The sequence below is a fragment of the Wenyingzhuangia sp. IMCC45574 genome (genome assembly GCF_054182685.1).
Genome location: NZ_CM135169.1, coordinates 1,331,688 through 1,357,367 on the forward strand (window position 1 = coordinate 1,331,688; position 25,680 = coordinate 1,357,367).

Annotated in this window: 25 protein-coding genes; 9 read left to right on the top strand and 16 right to left on the bottom strand. The window is 33.6% G+C overall.

Annotated features, from left to right (window positions below; translation table 11 throughout):
* The first annotated feature begins 587 nt into the window (after positions 1-587).
* Positions 588-2,795 carry an RICIN domain-containing protein gene (locus ACXHHC_RS05605; RefSeq protein WP_458228664.1) on the top strand — a complete coding sequence of 736 codons (2,208 nt, stop codon included), beginning with the start codon at positions 588-590 and terminating at the stop codon, positions 2,793-2,795.
* A gap of 74 nt (positions 2,796-2,869) precedes the next feature.
* Here ACXHHC_RS05605 and ftsY read toward each other — a convergent pair whose 3' ends face one another.
* The 7 genes from ftsY to ACXHHC_RS05640 form a co-directional block, all read right to left on the bottom strand.
* Positions 2,870-3,823, bottom strand: coding sequence for a signal recognition particle-docking protein FtsY (gene ftsY / locus ACXHHC_RS05610; RefSeq protein ID WP_458228665.1), 954 nt, complete (start codon positions 3,821-3,823; stop codon positions 2,870-2,872).
* A 98-nt stretch (positions 3,824-3,921) separates the two neighbouring features.
* Positions 3,922-4,074 carry a DUF4295 domain-containing protein gene (locus ACXHHC_RS05615; protein WP_458228666.1) on the bottom strand — a complete coding sequence of 51 codons (153 nt, stop codon included), beginning with the start codon at positions 4,072-4,074 and terminating at the stop codon, positions 3,922-3,924.
* A gap of 8 nt (positions 4,075-4,082) precedes the next feature.
* Positions 4,083-4,265, bottom strand: a complete 183-nt coding sequence (gene rpmG / locus ACXHHC_RS05620; RefSeq protein ID WP_010134999.1) for a 50S ribosomal protein L33 — start codon at positions 4,263-4,265, stop codon at positions 4,083-4,085.
* 28 nt (positions 4,266-4,293) lie between these two features.
* Positions 4,294-4,533, bottom strand: a complete 240-nt coding sequence (gene rpmB / locus ACXHHC_RS05625; protein WP_457823611.1) for a 50S ribosomal protein L28 — start codon at positions 4,531-4,533, stop codon at positions 4,294-4,296.
* Positions 4,534-4,607: 74 nt separating this feature from the next.
* Complete coding sequence (locus ACXHHC_RS05630) at positions 4,608-5,852, bottom strand: CinA family nicotinamide mononucleotide deamidase-related protein (protein WP_458228667.1); 1,245 nt, start codon at positions 5,850-5,852, stop codon at positions 4,608-4,610.
* 48 nt (positions 5,853-5,900) lie between these two features.
* On the bottom strand, positions 5,901-6,365 hold the full coding sequence (locus ACXHHC_RS05635) for a tRNA (cytidine(34)-2'-O)-methyltransferase (RefSeq protein ID WP_458228668.1): 465 nt from the start codon (positions 6,363-6,365) through the stop codon (positions 5,901-5,903).
* Between the two features lie 5 nt (positions 6,366-6,370).
* Positions 6,371-7,261, bottom strand: coding sequence for a LysR family transcriptional regulator (locus ACXHHC_RS05640; protein WP_458228669.1), 891 nt, complete (start codon positions 7,259-7,261; stop codon positions 6,371-6,373).
* A gap of 98 nt (positions 7,262-7,359) precedes the next feature.
* On the opposite strand from ACXHHC_RS05640, the gene ACXHHC_RS05645 reads away from it, so the two are divergent.
* Positions 7,360-8,106, top strand: a complete 747-nt coding sequence (locus ACXHHC_RS05645) for an SDR family NAD(P)-dependent oxidoreductase (protein ID WP_458228670.1) — start codon at positions 7,360-7,362, stop codon at positions 8,104-8,106.
* A 38-nt stretch (positions 8,107-8,144) separates the two neighbouring features.
* Here ACXHHC_RS05645 and ACXHHC_RS05650 read toward each other — a convergent pair whose 3' ends face one another.
* The 3 genes from ACXHHC_RS05650 to ACXHHC_RS05660 all read right to left on the bottom strand — a co-directional run bounded on the left by ACXHHC_RS05650 (position 8,145) and on the right by ACXHHC_RS05660 (position 10,666).
* Positions 8,145-8,759 carry a fumarylacetoacetate hydrolase family protein gene (locus ACXHHC_RS05650; RefSeq protein WP_458228671.1) on the bottom strand — a complete coding sequence of 205 codons (615 nt, stop codon included), beginning with the start codon at positions 8,757-8,759 and terminating at the stop codon, positions 8,145-8,147.
* Between the two features lie 92 nt (positions 8,760-8,851).
* Positions 8,852-9,724, bottom strand: coding sequence for a formyltetrahydrofolate deformylase (purU, locus tag ACXHHC_RS05655; RefSeq protein ID WP_458228672.1), 873 nt, complete (start codon positions 9,722-9,724; stop codon positions 8,852-8,854).
* Between the two features lie 102 nt (positions 9,725-9,826).
* The gene (locus tag ACXHHC_RS05660) at positions 9,827-10,666 is read right to left on the bottom strand and encodes a 1,4-dihydroxy-2-naphthoyl-CoA synthase (protein ID WP_458228673.1); all 840 of its coding nucleotides are present in this window, start codon (positions 10,664-10,666) and stop codon (positions 9,827-9,829) included.
* 161 nt (positions 10,667-10,827) lie between these two features.
* Here ACXHHC_RS05660 and ACXHHC_RS05665 point away from each other — a divergent pair, with 161 nt between their 5' ends.
* Both ACXHHC_RS05665 and kwaA read left to right on the top strand, forming a co-directional pair.
* The gene (locus tag ACXHHC_RS05665) at positions 10,828-12,699 is read left to right on the top strand and encodes a peptidase U32 family protein (RefSeq protein WP_458228674.1); all 1,872 of its coding nucleotides are present in this window, start codon (positions 10,828-10,830) and stop codon (positions 12,697-12,699) included.
* Positions 12,700-13,065: 366 nt separating this feature from the next.
* Positions 13,066-13,686 (top strand): anti-phage protein KwaA, encoded by a 621-nt coding sequence (gene kwaA, locus ACXHHC_RS05670; protein ID WP_458228675.1) that lies wholly within the window; start codon positions 13,066-13,068, stop codon positions 13,684-13,686.
* Positions 13,687-13,689: 3 nt separating this feature from the next.
* Here kwaA and ACXHHC_RS05675 read toward each other — a convergent pair whose 3' ends face one another.
* Positions 13,690-14,106 (bottom strand): DNA-binding protein, encoded by a 417-nt coding sequence (locus ACXHHC_RS05675; RefSeq protein WP_458228676.1) that lies wholly within the window; start codon positions 14,104-14,106, stop codon positions 13,690-13,692.
* A gap of 4 nt (positions 14,107-14,110) precedes the next feature.
* Positions 14,111-15,784 carry a 2-succinyl-5-enolpyruvyl-6-hydroxy-3-cyclohexene-1-carboxylic-acid synthase gene (menD, locus tag ACXHHC_RS05680; RefSeq protein WP_458228677.1) on the bottom strand — a complete coding sequence of 558 codons (1,674 nt, stop codon included), beginning with the start codon at positions 15,782-15,784 and terminating at the stop codon, positions 14,111-14,113.
* 77 nt (positions 15,785-15,861) lie between these two features.
* On the opposite strand from menD, the gene ACXHHC_RS05685 reads away from it, so the two are divergent.
* From ACXHHC_RS05685 to ACXHHC_RS05705, 5 genes are all read left to right on the top strand, one after another.
* Positions 15,862-16,401, top strand: a complete 540-nt coding sequence (locus ACXHHC_RS05685; protein ID WP_458228678.1) for an NUDIX hydrolase — start codon at positions 15,862-15,864, stop codon at positions 16,399-16,401.
* A gap of 3 nt (positions 16,402-16,404) precedes the next feature.
* Positions 16,405-18,318 carry a DUF294 nucleotidyltransferase-like domain-containing protein gene (locus tag ACXHHC_RS05690; RefSeq protein WP_458228679.1) on the top strand — a complete coding sequence of 638 codons (1,914 nt, stop codon included), beginning with the start codon at positions 16,405-16,407 and terminating at the stop codon, positions 18,316-18,318.
* A 16-nt stretch (positions 18,319-18,334) separates the two neighbouring features.
* A complete protein-coding gene (locus ACXHHC_RS05695; RefSeq protein WP_458228680.1) occupies positions 18,335-19,030 on the top strand; it encodes a 3'-5' exonuclease in 696 nt (231 codons plus the stop codon).
* Positions 19,031-19,174: 144 nt separating this feature from the next.
* Positions 19,175-20,536 carry a malate dehydrogenase (quinone) gene (gene mqo / locus ACXHHC_RS05700; protein ID WP_458228681.1) on the top strand — a complete coding sequence of 454 codons (1,362 nt, stop codon included), beginning with the start codon at positions 19,175-19,177 and terminating at the stop codon, positions 20,534-20,536.
* A gap of 155 nt (positions 20,537-20,691) precedes the next feature.
* The gene (locus ACXHHC_RS05705) at positions 20,692-21,261 is read left to right on the top strand and encodes a hypothetical protein (protein WP_458228682.1); all 570 of its coding nucleotides are present in this window, start codon (positions 20,692-20,694) and stop codon (positions 21,259-21,261) included.
* Positions 21,262-21,364: 103 nt separating this feature from the next.
* Here ACXHHC_RS05705 and ACXHHC_RS05710 read toward each other — a convergent pair whose 3' ends face one another.
* The 4 genes from ACXHHC_RS05710 to ACXHHC_RS05725 form a co-directional block, all read right to left on the bottom strand.
* On the bottom strand, positions 21,365-22,597 hold the full coding sequence (locus tag ACXHHC_RS05710) for an SGNH/GDSL hydrolase family protein (protein WP_458228683.1): 1,233 nt from the start codon (positions 22,595-22,597) through the stop codon (positions 21,365-21,367).
* Positions 22,598-22,624: 27 nt separating this feature from the next.
* Complete coding sequence (locus ACXHHC_RS05715; RefSeq protein WP_458228684.1) at positions 22,625-23,587, bottom strand: family 16 glycosylhydrolase; 963 nt, start codon at positions 23,585-23,587, stop codon at positions 22,625-22,627.
* Between the two features lie 94 nt (positions 23,588-23,681).
* A complete protein-coding gene (locus ACXHHC_RS05720; RefSeq protein ID WP_458228685.1) occupies positions 23,682-24,797 on the bottom strand; it encodes a DEAD/DEAH box helicase in 1,116 nt (371 codons plus the stop codon).
* Positions 24,798-24,933: 136 nt separating this feature from the next.
* Positions 24,934-25,614, bottom strand: a complete 681-nt coding sequence (locus tag ACXHHC_RS05725) for a 2'-5' RNA ligase family protein (protein WP_458228686.1) — start codon at positions 25,612-25,614, stop codon at positions 24,934-24,936.
* Positions 25,615-25,680: the final 66 nt, after the last annotated feature.

Consider the following 25,680-nt stretch of genomic DNA (forward strand, 5'->3'; position numbering starts at 1 on the left):
CTTTTTTGTTTTCGCAAAGAACTCCTTCAGAATTAACCTTCAAAAAATCAAGTCATTAACAAAAGGATATCCCTTTAATTTCTAATTAAACAAATACAGGATCGTTACAACTATATAGTAGCTTCTTATCATATAAAATTAAGCTTATTGATTTTTATTTTTTAGACACTTTACTGATACTGTTTGAACTAAATACAAAAAAATAAATTCCATAGGACATTTATGCTGTAGAACATTTTACAAGCATCTAAAAAATAACACGTGATAAACTAGTCATTTTTTGCTATCACCTTCCATAGTTTATATCTAGCTATCAACGAAAAACTAAATATCAAATATTCCAAAAACCAACTAATAAATAATTAGAAATAGTTCATCTGTTCCTAACAATACATTTATTTCCCTCTACTACAACCATTTAATGTATCACGTTAACGCTTTGTAATACAACAAAAAACATTTAATCCTTGGTTTTATTAGTATGGTATATGAATCTTTTTTGATAAAGAGCTGTTGACTAATAACTTACAACCTAGTATTTATTGTATAAATAAATACCTAACTAACTTTTAAACCATATTTATAAAATGAAAAAAAACATTCTTAGAGTTTTACTATTTTTCTTATTAGTAATAGCAAACTCAAACGCACAAATTTATTATGGACCAACCAATACAGCACCAGCAGAAGCAGGAGAAGTAGGAGAACCTTCAACACCCAATAACGGAACTGTACAAACAGCTATTGCCCCACTTGGCCCTGATAACAGAACAAACGCTAGAACATCCTACCAAAACGCGGGTATTCCAAACTCTATTATTGACTTAGAGAGGTTTTTGGGGAATGGAAAATTTTCCAGACAAATCTCAGACATGTGGGCTGTTAAACAAACAGGAACGAATGTTAGAAAAGTTACCTCACAATCTTCCAATTTACCTGCTCCATCAAGCAATGTAATCTATATAACTAGTAGAGCAGAGCTAGATACCAATAGAGCCAATATCGCAAGTAACAGTAACTATACTTTTGTTTTTCAAGGATGGATAAACCCAGGCTGGCCAATAAGTGTAGGTTCTAATACAACTATTTGGGTAGACGGTACTTTAAGCTACGATGGAACTGATGCCCCTAGAACCGCAACAGGTGCTGCATTTACCCCTAGACCGTCTAAATACGATGGCGTGTTTAACATTAGACCTCAGGGTACTTTTTTAGACGAACCTAGCAATGCTTCAAACGTAACAAGTAACAAAAACCTAATTGCTCAAAAATTCTGTTCAACTTGTTATAGTCACTCAGTAGAATTTGTTAATATTTTTGGTACAAGAAATGGGCAGATTATTGTTGCACCAGGAAACTACATCGACCCAAATGGACAAACGCTACCTCAGGTAAACGGTATTACAATTATGAATGCTAACAATGTAAATATTGAAGGTGTTACTATTAAAAATTCATTGCAAGGAATCTTTCTATCTTCTTACTCACATAGAGTGAACTTTAGAAATAATTTTATTGACAACACACTCTATAGAGCCATCCATCTTAAAGGAGCATGGAATCCAAGTGCGTTTTGGGGTAATATTACCAACAACTTAATTACCAACTCTAAATTTGATGGTATTGATATAGACTCCTATGCTTCCGATTTTATTATTAATGAAAACGTAGTAATAGGTGCTAGAGACAGACTTTTAATATGGTCAGAAATTGATGCGAACAACAATCTAATCAATAATAATGTTGGAATCTTATTAGACTCAGCTACAGAAGGAACTCCACTAGGGAACGCAGGTAAAGGTGCTTATCAAGAAAATGGCACCGAAAGCCAAAGAGATCCTAGTTCTCCAAATTACGATGGAACAAGCGTAGGATTTAATGGAACAAACAACAATTCATGGACCAATAATCATAGTTTTTACGCAGAAGATAGCTCAAGAGGTTTTGACGGTTTTGTTATGCGTAAAGAACGCTACATACAGTTTAATAACATAACTTTTACCAACAACTATGTTTGGACAACCAATGTTAACCTTACTAAACACAATCCTAAATATGGAGTAAACAACGATGTATACTATTTGATAGCCGCTAACAATGATACACCATTTTATATGGTTAACAGAGAAACAGGTAAAAAAGTAAGACCTTTAACAGATTTAGATGGCTCTACAATCATCCAAGGAGATGCTTCTCTAACTGGGAATTACGTGAGGTGGGATGAAGTACCAACATCGGACGGTTATTTTTATTTAAGAAACGTACAAACAGGTATGTATTTTAGACCTTCGGGAGATAACGATGGAGATCTACTTGAACAAAGACCTAACAGTTATTCTGGCAATTATACACAATGGAAAAAAGTATATACAACTGGAGATTATTTCTATTTACAGAATAGGGAAACAGGTAAATACTTTAGACCTATAGGAGATAATAACGATAGCTCTTTAGAACAAAGACCAACTAGCTATTCAGGAAATTACACACAATGGATATTCCAAAGTACATCTAATACTCCAAAAGCAGATCTTTCTAACCTAACAATAGATCATAATCTACTAAATGTAACTAGTATTAAAATTGGATCAACTTCAAAGCTAAACATCAATATGTCAAAATCGGGCATTGCTAACGTTCAAGTTTTTGACATCACTGGAAATAAAATCCTCTCTAATACTTATAATTTAACTGAAGGTAATAACAAGATTATAATTCCGAATATCCCTAAGGGTATTTACATTGCTCACATTCAATACGAAGGAGGCAGAAAAACGATAAAGTTCCATCACTAAATAATTTTAAACAAAAAAAACCAGACAACTTATATCTTGTCTGGTTTTTATATAATAAATTAACTTTAGCTAGATTATTTAAAGAACGAATCTACAAACTCAAATTTATTGAAGACTTGTAAATCGTCTATTGCCTCACCTACACCAATATATTTTACTGGAATCTGAAACTGATCTGAAATACCAATAACCACTCCTCCTTTTGCTGTTCCATCTAATTTAGTAACTGCCAAAGATGTAACCTCTGTAGCTAACGTAAACTGTTTTGCTTGCTCAAAAGCATTCTGACCAGTAGAACCATCTAAAACCAACAACACATCGTGTGGAGCATCTGGAACCACTTTCTGCATCACTCTTTTAATTTTAGTCAACTCATTCATTAAGTTTACTTTATTATGCAAACGTCCTGCGGTGTCTATAATTACTACATCGGCATCTTGTGCCAGTGCAGAGTTCAACGTATCAAAAGCTACCGAAGCTGGATCAGACCCCATATCTTGACGTACAATTGGTACATCTACTCTATCTGCCCAAACCTGTAACTGATCGATTGCTGCAGCTCTAAAAGTATCTGCTGCACCCAACACCACTTTTAAACCTTGTTTTTTAAATTGAGCAGACAACTTTCCTATGGTTGTTGTCTTTCCTACTCCATTTACACCAACGACCATTAATACGTAAGGCTTTTTATCTTTAGGTATAGAGAAATCTGTTGCATCTTCACCACTTGTTTCAGAAAGTAAACCTGCAATTTCTTCTCTAAGAATCTGATTCAGCTCTTCTGTTCCTAGATATTTATCCTTCTCTACTCTTTCTTCAATCCTCTCAATTATCTTAAGAGTTGTATTAACACCTACATCAGAAGAGATTAGAATTTCCTCTAAATTATCCAATACATCATCATCTACCTTAGACTTTCCAGCAACTGCCTTAGATAATTTAGAAAAGAAAGAAGACTTAGATTTTTCCAAACCTTTATCTAAAGTCTCTTTTTTGTCCGAAGAAAATATTTTTTTAAATAAACTCATGCTTAATGTATTTCACCCAAAATTAAGTCGTTAAAATACAAAAAAGCTACTCTCTATTATAAGAAAGTAGCCTTTGTATTGTCAAAATTTTGCAAAAATTATTTTTTTGCTAAAAATGCTTTTACTTCTGATGGGTCCATGATAGCTTCAACGAAAGTATATGCTCCAGTTTTAGGAGATTTAACCATCTTGATTGCTTTTGATAATCTTTTAGAACCTGATTGTAACGATGCTACTGCTTTCTTTGCCATGATTCAAATTATTTAATTTCTTTATGAACTGTCATCTTCTTCAAGATTGGATTAAATTTCTTAATCTCTAATCTATCTGGAGTATTTTTCTTATTCTTTGTAGTAATGTACCTAGAAGTTCCTGGTTGTCCAGAAGCTTTGTGCTCAGTACACTCTAAAATAACCTGTACTCTGTTTCCTTTTTTTGCCATCTCTTATATATGCTTTAAGTAAGAAAAATTATTTTGTTAAAAAACCTTTTTCTTTAGCCTCTTTAATTACAGCAGAAATACCTTTCTTGTTGATATTCTTTAAAGCAGCAGTAGACACTTTTAATGTAATCCACTTGTCCTCTTCAGGAATATAAAAACGCTTTGTAATTAAGTTAGCGTTGAATTTTCTTTTTGTTCTATTTAATGCGTGAGAAACATTGTTTCCAACCATTGCTTTCTTTCCAGTAAGCTCACAAACTTTTGACATCTCGTATCAGTTTTAATTTAAATTCTAAACGGAGTGCAAATTTAAGAACAATTATTGTTACTAGCAAAATTAATTCACTCATTTTTCAATATTTCTTTCACCAATAGCTCAAAGGCCTTGTTTTTAGCCTGCTCTATTACTTTCTCTCTCGGTTTACCAAAATCAAATCGTTCTACAAAAACTTCATCTTCAACAGCTACTCCAATGTATACTACCCCTACTGTTTCATCGGTATCATCTGTGGTAGGCCCTGCGTTTCCTGTAGTTGCCAATGCATAATTAGCTCCCGTTTTCTTTTGAATCCCTACAACCATCTCTTTTGCCACCTCGCTAGAAACTACAGAATGTTCTTTAATAGTCTTTGCAGACACATCTAACAAATTTTGTTTTAATAAAACATTGTAAGCAACCACACCTCCTAAGAAAAACGGAGATACACCACTCATTGCTGTTATTTCATTGGCTATTTTTCCTCCGGTACAACTTTCGGCAACCGCTAAAGTCTTTCCATTTTTTATTAAAACCTGCTTAAGTAACTCTATAGAATTTTCACTTCCTTTTACAATTCTATAATCTGGAAAATAACTCATTAATGCAGCACCTAACTCCTTTAATGTTTCCGTTAACAATTCTTTAGAATCGCTTTTACCTGTTAACCTAAAGGTAAGTCTTCCTGGCTTTGGCAAATATGCTAATTTTACAAACGCTGGTAAATTGTCTTCAAATACTTCCAATCGTTCCGCAGCACTACTTTCGCCTAGTCCGTACAAAACAAATGTTTGATATTCTTGAAATGGAAAGTTTCCTATAGTTCTTAATCTAGGTAATACTTCGTTTTCCATTAATCCTTTCATTTCAAAAGGAACACCTGGTAAACTCACTACTATTTTCCCTTCTTTTTCAAACCACATACCAGAAGCTGTCCCTAGTTTATTAGGTAAGGTAATCGCGTTTTTAGGTAACAAAGCTTGGTCTCTATTCAACTCAGAAAACGGAATGTTTCTTTTACTAAAAATTGCTTTAATGTTATTTAAAACATCTTCATTAATCTCCAATTCATCATTAAAATAATCTACCAATGTGTGTTTGGTTACATCATCTTTAGTAGGTCCTAAACCACCTGTAACAATTACCAAATCGGCAAAAGACACCGCATGGTCTATACCGTTAACAATAGCCTCTTTGGTGTCTGATATGGAAACACTCTCTACCAATTCTACTCCCAAATCATGTAAATGATTGGCGATCCATTGCGAATTGGTATCTAATATTTGTCCAATTAATATTTCATCTCCTATGGTAATTATACTTGCTTTCAATACGTACGTTTTTTACATTTTACAAACTGTTCCTTTGCAGACTCTCTCTTAATTTAGTTGTCTTAAACACTCCCCCAATACCATAGCCACAGCATTTCCTAAATTAAAACTTCTTATAGGTCCTGAAAATGGAATTGTTCTTAACTGATTGGGAAATTGATTTTTAATACTTTCTGATAAACCCTCTGCTTCTTTTCCAAAAAACAACCAATCTCCTTCTTTAAACTGTGTTTGGTAAATAGATTTTTCTGCTCTTGCAGATAATAAAAAAACACGCTTTGCATCTTCAATCTCTGCTTTTAAATCTTCTAACGATTCATGAATTGTTAATTCTAAATTTTTCCAATAATCTAAACCTGCTCTTTTTACTTTGGTGTCTGTAATTTCAAACCCCAAAGGTTTTACCAAATGTAACTTTGCATTACACCCCACACATAATCGTCCTATATTACCTGTATTATTGGGTATTTGTGGATACACCAAAACAATATTTAAAAAAGTTTTATCTCTCAATTTATTTAGTTCTCTTTTGTTATCATTTTTACAATTTCCAAAGCTACTGCTTCTTTCGCTTTTTTCTTGTTGGTTATTAAAGAAAGTGGTCTAAAAAGAATCTCTTTTAATTGTATCTCTTTTAACAGCCCTTTCTCAATAAATTGACGTGCATTGCTATCCAAGGCTACTGTTAATCCCGATCTTTTAGACAATTGCACCAACAGCTCATACTCATCTGGTATTACGTAATTTGGCACAATAGAAGGCCTTGTTTTATCAAATACATGCATCCAATAAACTTTAACATAACCAGAGGAAATATCATGTGTATACCATGTTTGATTGCTTAAACACAAAGACAATCTAGCAGGATCTTTTTTATACTCGTTTTCATAAATAGCAACATCAATATCTGGAGTGGCTACCAAGATTAGCTGCTGTTTCTTTAGCGGGTAGGTAATTAAATCTAAACGTTCAATTTCATCAGGAATAATTGCATAAGTCAACTTTCCTTGCTCTACCTCAGTAATTAACTGATCTTTAGATGCAAACTTAACATGTACAGACTCTCCTAAATCTAAAATAGCATCCGAAAACATCATTTTGTACAAATGATGAGAAATACCAACAGTTATAATTTCATGCTCTTTTAAATAACGATGACTTATTTTATTTTCTACATCCTCTAATGACTCTACCACACTCGCAACTAAGGTATTTAGAATTCTCCCATCGTCTGTTTCTAAAACCCCTTTAGACTTACGTATAAATAGCTTCTGATTAACATGCATCTCTAAAGATCTTATGTGTTGGCTAACCGTAGGCTGGCTTACATTTAATAATTCTGATGCTTTGCTTAAAGACTTTGTGGTGTATACAGCTCTAAATGTTCGCAACCATTCTAAATTGATCATGATATAAATATTCCTATATCAAACATACAAAATTATCATATTTAACTATATCATATTATCTCTAATTTTGAACCAAGAATTTTAAAAACAAAAAAAAGATGAGTGCAATAAAATTAAAATTAGAAGGAAAAACTGCTTTTGTAAGTGGTGCAAATAGAGGGATTGGAAAAGCCATTACGGAAGAACTATTAAACAATGGGATAGAGAAATTATATGCTGGTGCAAGAAACACAACCACATTAGCCCCCCTGGTAGCCACTTATGGAGCTAAAGTAATTCCGGTAGAACTAGATGTTACTAGCAAAGCAAGTATAGAAAAGGCCACCTCTGCAATTGACACTTTAGATATTTTAGTAAACAATGCGGGAGTGTTTTCTATTGGTAAAGTTTTTTCTGATGAAGCCGAAACTAGTTTAGAAGAAAACTTTAACGTAAACGTATGGGGAGTTCTTCATTTATCTAAAGCCTTAATTTCTTTATTAAAAAAAGAAGAAGAAACAGCTATTGTAAATATTTCATCTGTAGCAGGATTGGCTAACATGCCAATGTGTGCTACTTATTCTGTAAGTAAAGCTGCTGTACATAGTATTACACAAGCTATGAGAGGAGAATTGGTTGATACCAATACATTAGTTATGGGAGTATATCCAGGACCTATAGATACAGACATGGCTGCTGATTTAGAAATGCCTAAAGGAAATACAAAAGACCTAGCTGTTGATGTGGTAAACGGATTGATGAACGGAAGCGAAGACGTATATCCTGATGCTATGGCAAAAGAAGTAGGAAGTACCTATGCAGAAAACCCTAAGGCAATTGAACAAAGCTTTGGAACTTTTGCATAATAAAAAAAGGCTTTCTCAACAGAAAGCCTTTTTTTATTTTATCTAATTTTTATATCAATCAACTTCTCATCCTCCAAGAAACCTTGTAATACATCTCCTTTGTCTACCCTACCAATCCCGGCTGGAGTTCCCGTAAAAATAATATCTCCTTTCTTTAACGTATAATATTTAGAAATATGTTCAATCAATCGGTCAATACCCACCAACATATCTTCTGTATTTCCTTTTTGTAGTACGGTTCCGTTTTTTTCTAATCTAAAATTGATGTTTTGTAAATCCGAAAAATGCTCTTTTGGAAACCACTGTTCTCCAATTACAGCACTACCATCAAATCCTTTAGACAATTCCCACGGATGCCCTTCGTCTTTTAACTTTAATTGTAAATCTCTTGCACAAAAATCAATCCCTAAACCAATTTCATCGTAGTATTTAGGAGCAAATTTTTCATCTATGTATTTACCAACTTTGTTGATTTTTATCAAAACCTCAACTTCGTACTCTACTCTATCCGAAAATGGAGGAATTACAAATGGATTTTTTCTAGGTAAAACTGCCGAATCTGGTTTTAAGAATACCACAGGCATATCTGGTTTTTTCCAACCCAAATCTTCTATATGTAGCTCGTAATTAAGCCCTACACAAATAATTTTCATTTCTTTTTAGTACTGAGTACTGAGTATCAAGTATTGAGTACTGTAGCTACGCTAACTTTGTACTCTTTACTAAATACGTTGTACCATTAAACCTATTCTCCCGTTTCTGGAAAAACTATTGCTTTGTTATTATCTACTATAATCTGATTGTTTAAATGGCATTTTACAGCTCTTGCCAACACCATAGTTTCTATATCAGCTCCTATAGCTTTTAGGGTCGTTGGAGTGCTTTCGTGTGTAACTCTTTCTACATCTTGCTCAATAATAGGTCCTTCATCTAAATCTGCAGTTGCATAGTGTGCAGTAGCTCCAATTAGTTTTACACCTCTCTCATAAGCTCTTGCATATGGATTTGCTCCCTGAAACGCAGGTAAAAATGAATGGTGAATGTTAATGATTCTATTTTCGTAGTGATTGATAAAATCATCTGAAAGTATTTGCATGTAACGAGCCATTACAATCAAATCAATAGCATTTCCATCAAACAACGCAACCAACTCAGCCTCTTGTGCTGCTTTGGTATCTTTAGTTACTGGCTTATGGTAAAAAGGAATTCCAAACATTTCTGCTATGGGCTGTAACTTGGTATGATTACTTACAATCATAGTAATATCACAGTTTAACTTTCCTTCTTTATGACGGTGTAACAAATCGTATAAATTGTGACTTGTATGCGATACCATTACCGCAACTTTTTGCTTTCTATTACCATAATCCACATGCCAAACAATATCATAAGCTTGTGCCAATCTTCCAAAACGCTCTTCCAGTTGTTCTTTGCTTAAGACAACCTCCTCATCTGCTTCTGCTCTTAATCTCATAAAGAACATTTTGTCTATAGAATTGGTATATTGTTGTGCACTTAATAAGTTAAACCCTTCTTGATAGAAAAAGTGTGTTAGTTTAGATACAATCCCTTTTTGATCGGGACATTTTATTAAAAAAGTTACTACTTGTGGTTTCATTTTTCTGAGTTGTAAAGTTGAAAAGTTAAAGTTTTTTAAAGTTTTTATCACCTAAGCAAGGTGACCTCTCTGACTTTAAAGACCTGTAACCTTAGAAACTTATTATACGATGTATTTTTTATCAAAGTTAGGTTTACGCTTTTCTAAGAAAGCATTTCGTCCTTCTTTTGCTTCGTCTGTCATATACGCCAAACGTGTTGCTTCTCCTGCAAACACTTGTTGTCCTACCATACCATCATCTGTTAAGTTCATCGCAAACTTTAACATTTTAATAGATAGTGGCGATTTCCCTAATACTTCTTGAGCCCATTCATAAGCGGTATCTTCTAATTCCTCATGAGGAATAACAGCATTTACCATTCCCATTTCAAAGGCTTCTTGTGCAGAATAGTTTCTTCCTAAAAAGAAAATTTCACGAGCTTTTTTCTGCCCTACCATTTTCGCCAAATACGCAGAACCATAACCTCCATCAAAACTAGTTACATCTGCATCTGTTTGTTTAAAAATGGCATGTTCTTTACTCGCCAAGGTCATATCGCAAACAACATGCAAACTATGTCCTCCTCCTACAGCCCATCCTGGTACTACGGCAATCACTACTTTAGGCATAAAACGAATCAAACGCTGTACCTCTAAAATATTCAAACGGTGTGCTCCATCTTCTCCAACATACCCTTGGTGCCCTCTTGCTTTTTGATCTCCTCCAGAACAGAAAGAATACACACCATCTTTGGTAGATGGACCTTCTGCCGATAATAAAACTACTCCAATAGAAGTATCTTCTTGCGCATCGTAAAAGGCATCGTATAATTCCGACGTGGTTTTAGGTCTAAATGCATTTCTTACATTAGGTCTGTTGAAAGCTATTCTTGCAACACCTCCACATTTTTTATAAGTAATATCTTCGTATTCTTTGGCTGTAACCCAGTTGATTGTAGACATAAATCTGTTTTTAAATCACGAAAAGCAAAGTTATCATTTTAATTTAATTTTAGATACTTATCCACTGAAAGCCAAGCTGCTCCGTTCACAAAAGTTAAATCACTGATTACAAACTGCTTTATCTACAAAAAAGCATTAAATTTGCATTCCCAAATCACATCATGAAGAAAAAAGTAGAAATTTTAGCTCCTGCAAAGAACTTGGTACAGGGAATGGCAGCCATTAATGCCGGTGCTGATGCAGTATATATTGGAGCTCCACAATTTGGAGCAAGAACTAATGCAAACAACTCTATAGAAGATGTTGCAGAAATGGTTCGTTACGCACACTTGTTTAAAGCACAAGTTTTTGTAGTAATTAACACCATATTGTACGACAACGAGTTAAAAAAATGTGAGCAAATGATTCATGAATTGTACCACATTGGTGTAGATGCACTAATTGTACAAGACATGGCTATTTTTGAAATGGACTTACCTCCTATTGTAATACATGCAAGTACACAAGCCAACAACCGTACACCAGAGCATGTTAAATTTTTAGCAGATGCTGGAATGAGACGTGTTGTTTTAGCTAGAGAATTGAATTTAGATCAGATTCATGAAATTCACAAAGCAACCGATGTAGAATTGGAATTCTTTGTATCTGGAGCTTTGTGTGTATCTTTTAGTGGAAACTGTTACATGAGTGTAGCTGGTGGAGAACGTAGTGCCAACCGTGGTTCTTGTGCTCAAAACTGCCGTTTGCCTTATGAGTTAAAAGATGGTGATGGAAATACATTAATTAAAGAAAGCCACCTGCTGTCTATTAAAGATTTAGATCTAAGCGATCAGTTACCAGATATGATTAAAGCTGGAGTTATGTCGTTTAAAATTGAAGGTCGTTTAAAAGATGTGGTGTATGTTAAAAATAATGTTTCCTTTTTAAGAACTCGCTTGGATGAGTTTTTAAACGGAGAAGGAAAAGAGGAATATACAAAAGCATCGTCTGGTAGGACTTTCTATACGTTTGATGCAGAAATGGACCGAAGTTTTAACCGTGGTTATACTGACTACTTTTTAAACAAACGTATTTCTAAAATTGGTTCTTGGGAAAGCCCAAAATCTAAAGGACAAGTAATAGGAAAGGTTCTAGAGATTAGAAACAACAAATACAGAGTAGAAAATGCCGAAAAGCTAAATAACGGTGATGGTTTGTACTTCTTAAATGAAGATGGATTTGGTGATGGTGTACAAGTAAATACCGTAGAAAACGACTGGATAACTCCTAATAATTTTAAAGAAATTCCGCTTGGGACTTTAATTTCTAGAAACTCTGATGCTACTTTTAACAAACAAGTAGAAAAAGACAATAGTGCTGTACGAAAAATTGGAGTAGAACTAACGTTTAAAGAAACAGAAAACGGATTTGCTTTAATTGTGGTAGACGAAGATGGACACCAATACACCGAAACAGTAGATACCGATAAGGAGCTAGCAAAAAAAGAAGGTTTCTTAGTAGCTAACTTAGAAAAGAACTTGGTAAAAGCAGGGAACACTCCTTTTATTGTTGATGAAATTCATATTGACGTAACTGATAACTGGTTCTTACCTATTTCTAAAATTAACGAACTAAGAAGAGCGGTATTAGATAGATTGGTAGATTTAAGAATTGAAGAATACCACCGTGAAGAGCAACCTATAGAAAAAACAGAACATCCATATCCAGAAAAGAGCTTAGATTACATGCACAATGTATCTAACAACTTAGCCAGACAGTTTTACCACAGACATGGGGTTGAGGAAATAGAAAAAGCTTTTGAGCTACAATGGGAACCTGGTAAAGCAAGAGTAATGACCACCAAATACTGTGTGCGTTACGAGTTAGGTAAATGCCCGCATTACCAAAAAGAAACCATGGGTGAGAAAATTAAAGAACCCATGACGTTAAAACATGGTGAAACAGAATACAAATTAAAATTTAACTGCAAACCCTGTGAAATGGAAATCTGGGAGAAGGATGCAGAGCTTGTTTTTGACGAGGAAGAATTTTAAAACTAGAAATCTAGAGAAATCCTATCAAAAGTGCCCAATTGGGCACTTTTTTCATTTAAATTAAAATGGCAAAAAACCTATTTAATATTTTAATTTACTTTTACAAAAAACGCAAACCTTATCTTTTTGTTAAAAAAACAGACACTCTTTTAACTTTTTTACTGTTTTTAATTTCTTAAACATGAGCACTTTAATAGTTTATCCGTTTTTTTTTCATAACTTTAAAGAGCTATGAGAATGTTCTTGGACATATAATGACTTAGAAAAGAAAACTTTAATCCTTTCTAGAATAAATTATTAACCACCGTTAAATAGCTAATCATTTCTGTTAATGTTATTTTTTTAAAGTTGCTAAAAAATTGAAAAATGCTATTAAAAATTCAATTATATATACTATCCCTTTGGTTGCTTTTCCTATTACTTTTTGTAAATAAGGTAAATATCCCTTTGAGTATAGAGGCGTATGACAATCTAAAGCTAAATCAATTAATTATAGACAACTTAATCCCTATAACTTGTTTGGTATTTATCTGCTTAGGTTTTTTGTTTTTCTACAAGTTCAAATATATCATTACAGGATCTAAATCACATCCTGAAAGAATTACGCACTTAGAAGATCATAACTGGGAACACTTAACTTTCTTGGTAACTTATATAGTACCTCTACTAAGTTTTGATTTAGATTTTGATTTAGAAAAAGACAGAAATGGATTGATGTTTGTTCTAATCATTTTAATTATTGGAGTGATTTATGTTAAAACAAACATTTTCTATAACAACCCTACGCTAGCACTTTTAGGCTATCACATTTACAAAGTAAATACCTCTAAAAGCAAACACATTATCCTTATTTCTAAAGACTCTCTTAAACTAGACGACACTATAGAGTCTAAGCATATAAGTGACAATATATTCTTTGCCATAAAGTCCGACATACAAACGGAATACAGTTCCAACAGAACCGAAAACAATACGATTACCACCTAAAACTTAATTCAGTTTTATTCCGTTTTCCTCTATGGTAATAACCCTGTTTTTATAAAGACCACCAATCGCGTTTTTAAAGGCTTTTTTACTCATTCCTAACTCGTACTTTATAGTATCTGGAGTAGATTTGTCTGTTAATGGTAAAAATCCATTATGCGCTTTTAAAGCATTTAATATCTGAATTTGAAATTTTGTGATTGTATTTCTAAAACCAATAGGTTGTAGCGATAAATCTAACTTTTCATCCTCTCTTACCTTTTTAACATAGGCTTTTAAACGCTGTCCTTCTTCTAATTTCTGATATACCTCGTTCACATACAACATTCCCTCACAAACCTCGTTTACCAAAACAGTAATCCCAATTTTAGAAAAACTACCTACTATTACCTCTACTTCTTGACCTACTTCAAATTCTTCCATTGTTTTACTTTTTAAAATTCTTAAAATAATTACTCAACACCTCATCATTTACAGTACTCGGTGTAAAAACTTCTAATATTTTAGGTTGATGACTCTCCTTATAAAAGTCTTTTAACTTATTTGTTACCTCTATTTCACTTTTGGAGGCAACATATTCAAAACCATACATTTTAGCCAAATGCTCGGCTGTTAATCCATGCGGAGTTTCAAAATACTCTAGAGCTTCTGTCTTTTTAGGACCTGGCAGAATCTTAAATATTCCCCCTCCATTGTTATTTACAATAATCACCCTAAAACTATTTGGAATGTATTTATTCCACAACGCATTACTATCGTACAAAAAGCTTAAATCTCCTGTTACCATTACTACTTGCTCTTCTGTTTGCATTGCATAACCTATGGCTGTGGTTGTGCTTCCATCAATTCCACTTGTTCCTCTGTTACAAAAAACTTTTATAGAATTGTCTATATCAAACAACTGAGCATAACGAATGGTAGCACTATTAGCCATTTGTAGCACCCTATTTTTAGGCAAAGACTTGTTGATTGCATCAAACACCTTAAAATCGGAATATGCAGCATTCTTTACATAATCTGCATGTACTATTTTTCTACTCTCTCTTACTTTCAATCCATTCGCCTGATACGAGCTTTCTATAGGTTTAGCCATCCAAAAGAACTGACTAAAAAACAACGTGGCAGAAATAGAAAAATGATGACTCAAACAAAAATAAGTATCGTACCCTACCTGAGGATGAATAGCCCAATGTCCTTTAGGCTGAAACTCCCTTAAATATTGTTTGATACGTTTGGAAACCACCATCCCTCCTATGGTTAACAAAATATCGGGCTTAAACTGTTCTTTTTCTTTACTGGTTAACCCTGCTAAGAACTGATCGATATTATTAATAGTATTCTCAGTATTTATGTTAGAAGTTGTCTCTGTTAAAACCAATACAGAAGGATCCTTTACCAAATGATCTATTTGCGTTTGCAACAATTCATCGGGCTGATGTACGCCTACAATTACCATTTTTTTTGTAGCAGTATTCCAAACCTTGGCAAACTCTTCTAATGTTTCTTCTTTAACAATCTCTTCTTTTAAAACCTGTGGTTCATCTACAAGTTCTAGCGGGTATTCTTTCAACTCATCTACCAAATCATACAAAGGCTCCTCAAAAGGAACGTTAATATGTACAGGCCCTCTTTCTTTGTTCGCTATCTGTATGGCTTTATAGACCAAATTTCTATTGTAATCCTCAGACGCTTCTGCTTTTAAGTTGGCCTCGAATAAAATATGATTTTTAAAAACACCTTCTTGTCTAATTGTCTGCCCATCTCCTATATCAATTTTATTTTTAGGTCTGTCTGCAGAAATCACAACCATTGGAATATGACTGTAAAAAGCTTCGGTTACTGCTGGATAATAATTTAACAAAGCCGAACCAGAAGTACACAACACTCCTGTTGCCATTCTAGTTTGCTGAGACATCCCTAAAGCTACAAATGCTGCACATCGCTCATCTACAACACTATACGTTTTCATTTTAGAGCTTTGAGAAAAGCCTATTGTTAACGGAGCATTACGAGAACCAGGAGACACAACAATAGCTTTCAGATGATTGGCGATGCAAGAAGCAATAACTACTTGTGCCAATTCATTTTCAGGATATTTCATTCAGTACTTTCTAATTATAAGTATGCAAAATTACAAATAAAAAGGTAGTATCTTTACCTCTAGAATGTTTCTTTTCTATGGATGAATTGATAGATATTGTAGACCTTAAAGGTAAACCTACAGGTAATGCTTGTTTAAAAAGCTTTGCACACAAAAATGGAATTTTACATGCCAGTATACATGTATGGTTTTATACCAAAAATCAACAAATATTAATCCAAAAAAGAAAAGAAACCAAAGATGTATATCCTAACCTATGGGATGTTTCTGTAGCAGGACACATTGGTAGCGGAGAAACTCCTTTACTGTCTGCACTAAGAGAAACAGAAGAAGAAATTGGTCATAAAATTTCTAATAAAGAGCTAACTTTCCTTCGTATATGGGAAGACAAGCACCATCATGCCAATGGAATTATAGATCACGAAATACATTATTTATACATAGCAGAGTTACAAACAGATATTTCTAACCTTTCTATTCAAGAAGAAGAAGTTTCTGCCATCAAACTCATCTCTCTAAATGAATTTGAAAACACCTATACCAACTATAATGTATTTGTGCCTCATCCAACAGCATATTATCAATACATCATCAACACATTAAAAACAAGATTTTAACACATGAAGAATAGTTTAGCAGAAAGAATATTAGATTTCTTAAAAACTTACCCTCCTTTTGATCATGTTTCCTATACCGATTTATACCATGTGGCTGTAGAAACAAAAGTTATTTATGTTGATAAAGACGAAACTTTATACTCTCAGGGAAAGCCTCCTAAAGAGCATTTCTATATTGTAAACCAAGGAGCAATTAGAATCTATAGGCAAGAAGGAGAAAAGACCATTGAAATTGAAATGTGTGACGAAGGTGATGTGCTAGGACTAAGACCTTTAATTGTAAACGAAAATTACAATGTAAATGCAAAAGCCTACGAGGAATCTATAGTGTATGCCATTCCTATTAAAATTTTTAATGAGCTTTTTGGGAACAATCCAGATATTAACAAATACTTAATTACTCGATTTGCCAGTAACTCTCCTACAAAATTCTCTCAGGAAGACAACAACACCATTTTTGCAGACTATAAAAGAACTACGCAAACAGATTATTTTAGTTCTAAAATCCTTAGTCTAACTACTCCTGCTATTTGTTGTAAGCATACAAAAACCATCAAAAAAGCGGCTTTAAAAATGAGTAAAAATAAAGTCAGCTTAATTTTTATTCTAGACGATGAAAGACCTATTGGACTTATTACCAATAAAGTCTTGTTGCACAAAATAGCAACAGGCAAACACAGCATAGAAGAAAATGTAAAAGAGATAATGATTTCTCCGGTAGTTACTGCATCCCCAGATATTTCTATTGCCGAGGCTCAGATTCTAATGCTAAAAAACAAAGTAGAACACATTAGTGTTACAGAAGATGGTACCCCTAACAGTAAAATGTTAAGTATGCTTACCCAACAAGACATTGTAGCTTCTTTAAGTAACAATCCTGCTTTGTTAATGAAACAAATTACCAAAGCAAGAAGCATTGCTAGGTTAAGAGAAATACGTCAACAATTAAACCAACTCTTACGCCGTTATATAGATCAAAAAATATCTTTTACGCATACTTTAACTGTGGTTGCAGAACTTAATGAATCTATAAACCAACGTACTGTAGAATTGTCTGTAGAAGAGTTTGATAAAATTCTACCTGTAAAATTTGCATTCTTCTCTATGGGGAGTCAAGCCAGAAAAGAACAATTAGTACCTACAGATCAAGACAATGCAATTATATTCGAGAATGTTCCACCAGAAAACCTAGAAGAAACCAGGGCCCTATTTATAGAGCTTGGACATATTATTACCAAGAATCTACACACCATAGGATACGAGTATTGTCCAGCAGAAATGATGGCCAGTAACCCAACATGGTGTTTGACCAAAGAGGAATGGAAAACTCAATTTGAAAGCTGGATTCACAATCCTACAGACAAATCTATTCTGCTATCTTCTGTTTTCTTTGACTTTAATTTTGTGTATGGAACACGTGAGCTGGTAGACGATATGACCAATATGGTCTACAACAACACCCCTAACAATTCTAGGTTTTTTATGTTTATGGCACAAGATTCTCTAAAAAACCCAAGTCCTATAGGGTTCTTTAGACAATTCTTAGTAGATCAAGATGGTGCACATAAAGACAAATTCAACATAAAACAAAGAGCCATTATGCCTTTGATTGATGCGGCTAGAATTTTAACCTTATACCACAACATTAGAGGAGTAAACAATACCGCAGAACGTTACTACAAGCTAAGAGAATTAGAACCTCAAAACGCTGAAGTATACGAAGCTTGTGCATATGCATTTAAAGCCCTACTAAAGTTTAAAACAAAAAACGGACTGGCTACTCTGGGTGAGGATGATGGTAAATTTATAAAATTAGATACGCTATCTAAATCTGACAAGATGAAACTTCGTCGTTGTTTTAAACCTATAAAGAACATACAAGAATTAATAACAGTTCGTTTTCAAGGAATTATTTAAACTGGTAGGTAAATCTATGTGGAACTACATTCAAAAAAACGTAAAGTATTATTTAAACCTAAAAAACCTTCCTGAATTCTGGAAAGACTACAAGGAAACACTAAAAGGTTTAACCAAAAAAGATATTGAAAACACCAAGTTTGTTGTTTTCGATTGTGAGACCTCTGGATTAAATCCTAGAGAAGACAGAATTCTATCCATTGGAGCTGTAACAGTTATTGACAATGAAATTCATGTAAAAAATTCTTTTGAAAAATACCTTTTTCAAGACATCTACAACAGAGAAAGTGCCGCTATACACGGACTCTTAAAAAAAGGAAAACACCTTAAACACGAAGAAGATGAGGTAATAAAAGAGTTTTTAAAATACATAGAGGGAGCTATTTTAGTAGGACACCATATAAGTTTTGATGTAAACTGCGTGAATTTTGCTTTAAAGAGGATGGGGCTTCCAAAATTGAGAAATAAAACTTTAGACACGGGCGTGCTCTATAAAAAAACAAAACATGAACTCTATGCAAATGCGCATGCTAAAGTCTATTCTTTAGACGAAGTGTGCGATGAATTGAACATTACAAAAAAGGATAGACACACTGCACATGGTGATGCCTATATTACTGCAATTGTCTTTTTTAGACTGCTTAGCAAACTGAACAAAAACAAGGATATGAAGCTAAAAGACCTTTTTTACGTACCTAAAGTTAGGTACTAATACGTAATTTGTGATAAATTTTAGCTCATATAACGTTTTCGTTAAATTTTCTATTTCTTAACAATTCTAAATAATCTTATTGCGTTTAGATTCTTTCTAATTGCCTAAAACCCTATATCTTTGCAGGCAAAAATAAAGGGTCCCATGCCAAAAACAACGAACACAATTAAACACTCGGAATTTACTTTAGTAGGTGGTGGTATTATGTCTGCCACATTAGCTATTTTATTGTACGAGAAATTTCCAGGAAAAAAAATTACTGTTCTTGAGAAACTTCCAAAAGTTGCAGAAGAAAGCTCTGAAGCTTGGAACAACGCAGGAACAGGACATGCAGGAAACTGTGAATTGAACTACACTCCAGAAAAAAATGGAGAAGTAGACCCTGCCAAAGCATTAAAAATTGCAAGTCAATTTTACGATACTTTAGACTTCTGGAAAGATTGTGAGAAAAAAGGATACATTCAGAACATTTCTAAATGTATTTCTCCAGTTCCTCATATTAGTTTTGTTAGTGGAAAAAAAGATGTTGAATTTTTAGAGAAAAGACACAGTGTTCTTAAAGATACAGAATACTTTAAAGGAATGGTTTTCTCTAAAGATAAAGAGCAAATTAAAGAATGGGTGCCTTTAATGATGGAGAATCGTGAAGAAAACACTCCTATTGCAGCAACTTACTTTAAAGATGGTTACGATGTAAACTTTGGAGAAGTAGCAGAACAAATTTTTAGATTCTTAGACAAACAACCAAATGTTCAAATATTAAAGAACAGCAATGTAATCAACGTTCAAAAGACAGAAAACAAACGTTGGTTGTTATCTATAAAAGGACAAAATGTTGGTAAACACTGGAAAATTGTAAGTAATTTCTTGTTTGTTGGTGCTGGTGGTGGAGCTTTATCTTTATTAGAAAAATCTGATATTAGAGAAGCAAGAGGATATGGTGGTTTCCCTATTAGTGGGCTTTGGTTACGTTGTACCAACCCAGAAATTATAGAGCAACACGCAGCCAAAGTTTATGGAAAAGCTAAAAAAGGTGCTCCTCCAATGTCTGTACCTCATATGGATACTCGTGTTATAAATGGTAGAAAAGAGTTGTTATTTGGACCGTACGCTGGTTTTACTACTAAATTTTTAAAACACGGATCTTTCTTTGATTTACCTAAATCTGTTGAATTCGATAACATTATGAGTTTATTAGGTGCTGGATATAAAAACCTACCATTAGTAGGATACCTAATTAAACAGGTTAAATTAAGTTTTGAAGACCGAATGGATATGTTACGTGAGTTCTATCCAGAAGCTAAAGATGAAGACTGGAAAGTAGTCTTAGCTGGACAACGTGTACAGATTATTAAAAAAGATGGAAACGGTAAAGGAAAATTAGAATTTGGAACCGAAGTAATTGTCTCTAGAGATAAAACAATTGCTGGTTTACTAGGTGCTTCTCCTGGAGCTTCTACCTCTTACTCTGTAATGAAAAGTATTATGGAAAAATGTTTTGAATAAACATCCATAACCCACATAAATCAAAGCTCAAATCTTTATAAGGTTTGGGCTTTTTATTTGCCTCTAAACGTCTGTTACATAAGCTAACACAAAATTAACCCTGAGATAAAAAATATTTTTTGTTTTACAATTAACTTAGCACTAAAACAAACGAAATGAGCAAACTAAAAACTATAATAGGAACTGTACTCTTTGCTATACTAAGCTCATGCGCTGTAGATGATGACAGCAAAACAAACAATACTAATGGTAATGGTTTTCACTTTAACGATTCTTTCTTTGTAACCGACAAAGCTTTTATAAAAGATTTTAATACCACAGACAACGAAACATCAGATATTGCTATTGTATTGTCCAATATAGATCCGTCTAGAAGTACTCCAAAATGGGGAGAAGTTAATTATGTTTATTTTGCTCTTACTGCAATAGACCTAGAAGCCCTCTCTATATCTTCCGTTCCAAAATACACCATTCGTGAGAATGCTGATTTTAATAACTTTTCGATACTTGCAGGAAACACTATTTTAAAATACAACGATCCTAGGGTGGGTAATATTGCTACATCAAGTCTTTTAACGATCAATTCAATCTCTAACAACAGTATAGATCTTATTTATGAATTTACAAAACCTAGCGGAGAAATTGTATCAGGACAGTACAAAGGAACTTACACCGACAATTCTTTAAACAAAGATTTTAAAGTTTCAAAAAGCAACCACCCCTAAATTGCTTAAAAAAACACTTTAAGTTCTAGATATCTAGACACACATATAAACTAACGCTTCTACGATGCTATTACTTAAGTTGTATATGGATATTAACAAACAATTACTCTGGTTTTAACTCCATAAACTGTCCCAAATAAAAATAATTTTCACCTCCTAATTCTCTCACTGTAAAAGTAGCTGTATGAGACCCTGAGCTTTGTTGTTTTACATAACTCATTTTACTAGATGTTCTCCCACGGTACTTTGCGTTTCCATTAAAAGTCACGATTTCTGGCTCGTTTCCATCAACAGAGATTGCAATTGTAATATCTTTTCCGTTTGGCAAAGTTGAATAGCCTAAATAAGGACCGTTCCAAGTAACCGTATAAGAAGCACCTACTTTATTTGTTTTAATTACAGCTTCCCCCATCATCATTTTGGTTCGATAGTTTTTTACATTGTAAATTTCATCATTATCCACATCTACAACCTCCCATTTATCATTCATTTTTTTAGTTGATAGGGCTAAAAAACGAGCCTTGTTGTAATGATCTTGATAAATAGGCTCTGGAAGCTTTTTAAAAGATGTTTTTCCTACGTTTTGTTTTGACATTTTTATAAAAGATCTTGCTATAATATCACGATACAAATCATGTCCTTCTTCTGTTGGATGACAATTATCTTTGGTGAACCAAAGTTTTCCTTTTTCCTTTTTTGGAACCTTAAACGACAATTTATCAGCTTTTAGAAGTTGTAATACCTCTGGTGCAAAATCTATTGAAGGGATCCCATAATAATTGGCAATCTCCTCCATTTTAGAACCATATCTTGTTTGTTTGCCAGCACTTAAAGTTTTAGTCATCCATATACCTAGAGTATACACAAAACAAATATCCGTTTCTGGATTTGCCGCTTTTATACGTCTTACAATTCCTTCTATACCTTGATGAGCCTTAATACCTGATGCATTTACCCTATATTCAACAAACAATAAATCTGGATGATAAGGCAATACAAACTCTTGTAATCTTGCCGCTCCTATATCTGCCCCTGTACCACTTAAAGCAGCATTCACATGTTTAAACTTTACTTTTGGATATTGCTTTTCTAACCACTCAAAACTCTTTACTCTCCATCCTTCTGCCTTGGTAATACTTCCTCCAATATAACCTACGGTTATTTCTTTTTCTGTCTTAAGCTTATCAAAAAAGTTAGGCAAACCATCTCTTATTCTTAATTCTTCAATTTTTGTAGTATCAAAGTTATAACTCGAATTAGCTTGGGCATACCCACATAAACTAATTACAAATAATAATAAGATGAGCACTAATTTAAAACACCTTGCTAATTTCATGTGTTATATTTATTGATTCGTTTTGTCTTATTTTAACTCCCAAGTTCGTACCCAATCGTAGTAGGTAGTTCTTTCTTCTTCGGTTCCAGTTAGTCCTCCATCAGAAGGTACAGGATTCCAGTCGTACGTTTCTGTTACCATTCTTAAATACATGGGTAAATCAAATTTTTCTGCTGGAGTTACTTGCTTTTGTAATTTTCCATCTAAAAAGAAAAGCACTTCGGTAGGGCTTTTCCACCAACAAGCATAAATGTGGTAGTCTTCCCAACACTTAAAAGTTGTATTTACTTTAGAACCTACACTTCCTTCTTTGGTTTCATCGCAAGTTTTATTCCTGCTGTGCGTATTAGAAAACATTCCGGCATCGTGATCATGTGCCCAACTTGGAGTTGTTTCAGAGATTCTACCAACAGTCTCTTGAATATCTAATTCCGTTGTTCTTTTATCACAACCCGTTCCTTCTCCTCTGTTATTAATCAACCAAAAAGTAGAAGACATAAAAGTTTTACTAGCCTTCATTCTACACTCTAAATACATTCCTGGTTTTGCAGTAATTTTAGATCTTACCAAACTTCCTGCATGTGTGTAATCTCCTTCTGGTGTATCTAGTTTATAGTTGGTTATTTTCATATCACCATTCGCAAGACTAATGGCATCTTCTTTAAATATTCCAGGAGTTCTACCTCTCCATCCCGTTCCTAACTTTCCCCACTTAACCTCATCCAAAGCAGTACCCTCAAACTCGTCCGACAACAAATCTACTTTAGACCAAGTTAAATTACTTGTATTAGGGTCTTCTCCTAAAACAAAACTCGGAATTGTAGCATCTGTTCCTAATGTAGGCGTTGGTTCTTCTTTTGGCTCTTCCTCATTTGGTTCTTCTTGTGCTGCTGGTGGAATAAATCCATCGGAGTCTGAATCTTTAGAACAAGCTAAAATTAAAAAAGCACCTATAAAGACTACCAAAGTTTGCTTTGCGTATTTTACCATAATGAGTTGTTTTTATACAAAACTAACTCTATACCCTATTTTTATAGGAATACGCTAAACCAATTTTATAGATGATATGTTTTATGTAAAGTGATTATAAAGTATACTTTGCAAAGTGAATTTTAAACTCTTTTTGCAATGCTTGTAGTTGTTCTAGCTCTTTGGATAAGACAATTGCTACAGACAATCCTTTATTACCACCACGAGCTGTTCTACCACTACGGTGCACAAAGTATTCTGTGTTTTCTGGCAATTGGTAATGAATTACATAATTTACATTAGGAACATCAATACCACGTGCAGCAACATCTGTACAAACCAATAACTGACTGGCACCATTTTTAAAAGAACGCAACGATTTCTCTCTGTCTCTTTGTCCCATGTCTCCTTCTAAAACAGCTATAGAAAAACCATCCTCTTCTAACTCTTCTTTTAATTTCTGAGCTCCCAATTTAGTTTTACAAAAGACAATTCCTTTTTCCATCCCTCTGCTTTCTACAAAAGAAATTAAGGTATCTAATTTCTGATTTAAAGTAGTAGATATAAACTTATGCGCAATATTTTCGTTCATTAACTTTTGCGCTTCTACCTCTACACGAACTGGATTATTCATGTATGTTTTAATCAAACCATTTAAAGCATTAGGAAAAGTTGCAGAAAACAACCAAGTGTTTTTTGGAGCTGTAGAATATTTTAAAATTTTATTCAAGTCTGGTAAAAACCCCATACTCAACATTTCATCTGCTTCGTCTAAAACCAACATTTTTATGTTGCTAATATCTATTGCAGCCCTGTCTAACAAATCGCACAAACGACCTGGAGTAGCTACTACAACATGAGTAGTTCTTTCTAAGTTTTTTATCTGAACGTCAATTTTTTCACCTCCGTATATCGCCTCGCAAAAAATCTTTTGAGGAGCATACTTGGTTAATTTAAACAACTGCTTTTTTATCTGCTGTGCCAACTCTCTTGTTGGAGCCAAAACTAACGCTTGAATTTCGTTTTTCTTAGGATTTAACTTTTGCAATAATGGCAAACCAAAAGCTATGGTTTTTCCTGTTCCTGTTTGAGCTTTACCAATGTAATCTATATGGTTCTCTAGTAATTTAGGAATAGAACGTTCCTGAATCTCTGTAGGAGTCTTTACTCCCATCTCTTTCATTGCCTTTATATACTCTGGAGCTGCTCCTAATTCTCTAAAACTTTTCAAAATGCGTTCGTTTAATTTTGTGCAAAGATAGCTTAATTTTAGATAGTAGAGATTAGAAGTTAGATGTTAGCCTTTAGATATATTAAACGCTGAATTTAGATAGTAGATACCAGAGGTTAGCTGTGAGAATATTAAATCACACTTGAAATACTGACAATGTTCTAACCAGACTTTTTCTTTGATACCAATCGTTATAGACCAATTCTAACTCTGAAACTTTAAAAGTTCCAAAATCATAGTTTTTGTATTTTTCTACCAATGCCAGAAACTCATCTTTGTATTGCAACTCTTTCCTAAACCTAACTACGGTAGAATGTGCTGTCTGAATGGCATATCGCTTGTCTAAACTTTGTTCTAAATTGGTCGCTTTAAAGTTTTCTCTTAAATTATCTCGCAAAACATTTAACGAATCTGTATCCATAAAACCTTTAAGCATTAAACAAGATGGAGATGCGGTAATGCCTTTAAAATGGATTTGAAGAGGTTGAAAACCAGCCAAACTATTTCGTATGATCTGATTGTAATCTTCAAGATTTATGTTCTTCAAATCAAAACCATCGTAGCAAGAAATAATAGACATAATGGTAATGTGAATATCGGAGTTTTCGTAATAATACTGTTCCGGCTCTACTTTACTTAGGTCTTTTAAAAAAGTCTGAATCTTATTTTTTACCTCATCCGAAGGTCTTAGCAATAATGTAATCCCAAACCTATTATCCTCATTTGCATCTATAAGGGGATCTACCTGGTAATCTCCTTTTGCTATTTTTACTACCGATTCTTTATACAGTGTTTCATAATGCACTTCTAAATCCATCTCTTTTTTTTAGTTAAGATAGTGATTTTGAATATTAAATAGTAAAAGTTAGATATTAGAATTGAG